Genomic DNA, 1,604 nt, shown 5'->3' with positions numbered 1-1,604 from the left:
CTAATGTCGCGTCGCTATTTGGCTGGTGGTTGGGGTGTGACGCGGGGAGTCTCGTCTCTGCGGCAGATAGTGATCGTGTAGGTGACGTTGCCGGTGGGCACCGGGCCGGGGGCTCGCATGCGGTGATTGGGTGCCTGTCTGGCCCGGGGCCTGACGCGGTGAGGTCTGCGGGGGATCAGTTGGGCCAGGGCTTCGACCTGGACCAGGGTGATCAGCGGGGGCTGTCCCGCGGCCGGCCGGTAGTGCAGGTGACGGCGGGTGGTGCGCAGGACCGCCGTGAAGGAGATGCGGTCTGGGTCCAGTGGCTGGCCGGTCGTGGGATCCAGGCTGGCCTGGGCGGCGCGGGCGCGCTGGGCTTGCAGGTATTGGTGGGTGATGAGCAGTCCGTAGATCTCCTGCACGACGCCGTCGGGGGTCTGCGACCGCAGCAGGGGCCGGTGGTCGCTTTGAAGGATTTTCACCTCGAGCAGGCTGGTCTCGCTGTTCCAGCGTTCCGCATAGACGGCGGCAATCTGCTGAGCCGGGGCTTGGTCGGGGTCCAGCAGGCTGGTAATCACCCGCAGCGGGCGGGTGCGGGGCGGTCCGTGTTCAGGGGTGGCGATGATGTCGGCGTCCACCACCCGCACCGCGACGCCGTGCGGGTGGCCCGGTGGCATGCGCCGGTTGCAGAAGCGCAAGGCGGCCTGGCGTTGGCCGGAGGCCCGGTCCGCAACGCAGGACAGGAAACTCCCGTCCGCCAGTTCGCGCAGGTGGGGCAGCCAGTGGTGGGAGTGCGCGCGGACGATGAAGTCGGCGCCGCAGGCGGTGATGCGGGCGAGGACGTCGTGGCCGTGAAAGGCCCGGTCCATCAGCACGAGTTGCCCGCCGGACAGGGTCGGAATGGTTGCCAGCTGCTTGGCCAGCGCGACCTCGTTGTCCCGGCGCGGACCGAAACGCGCGTCGAGAATGCCGCGGGTGCCGCAGGCGATCAGCAGGACGAGCTTGACCTGGGGATAGTGTCCGGGCTTGCGGCTGCCGCCGGGCGGTGAGCCGAAGGCCTTGATATTGGCCGGTGTGGGTGCGACATCGAGGACGGTGCCGTCCAGCGCGAGCATCAGCAGGCGTCGGCTGAAGGCGAAGGCGCCGGGTGACTGCGATGCGGTCAAGGGGCCGCGCACCTGCTCGAACAGGACTTTCAACGGCCCGGGGCCCAGTCGCGCACGGGCTTTGGAGACGGCGGAGGTGCCCGCCACCCGTAAGGCTCTCGTATGAACGGCGGTGCGCAGCCCGTCGGTCAGCCTGCGCAGGATCTCGGCATAGCCGTCGCTGAAGTGCAGGCACATCGCTAGCACGAAGTAGACCACCGCGCTGGCCGGCAGACAGGCACACCAGCGCTTCTCATCCCGCCCACACGAGCGGACGGCTTCTTCCACCGCCTGTGGGGAGACGAATTCATCCAGCGCTTCCAGCCGGATCCCGGCCGCCACCCGCGCCGCCGCGATCCGCTGCCCGACCCTGGAATCCACTCCCGTTGCGGTGACACGATGACAAGACATCGAGGCTCCACAGGTCAGATCTCTCACCGCTATCCGACCTGCCAGGGGTCTCGATGGCCGTCAACCCCC

1 protein-coding gene is annotated in these 1,604 nt (G+C 68.9%); it reads right to left on the bottom strand.

The features are described from left to right. Window positions 1-14: 14 nt before the first annotated feature. Complete coding sequence (locus AB0M70_RS42110) at window positions 15-1,505, bottom strand: IS4 family transposase (protein WP_365829165.1); 1,491 nt, start codon at window positions 1,503-1,505, stop codon at window positions 15-17. Window positions 1,506-1,604: the final 99 nt, after the last annotated feature.

It is taken from the genome of Streptomyces sp. NPDC051214, assembly GCF_040682375.1.
Taxonomy (GTDB): Bacteria; Actinomycetota; Actinomycetes; order Streptomycetales; family Streptomycetaceae; genus Streptomyces.
Note: the sequence above shows the minus strand (reverse complement) of the source record. Positions and strands in the feature narration are given on the sequence as shown.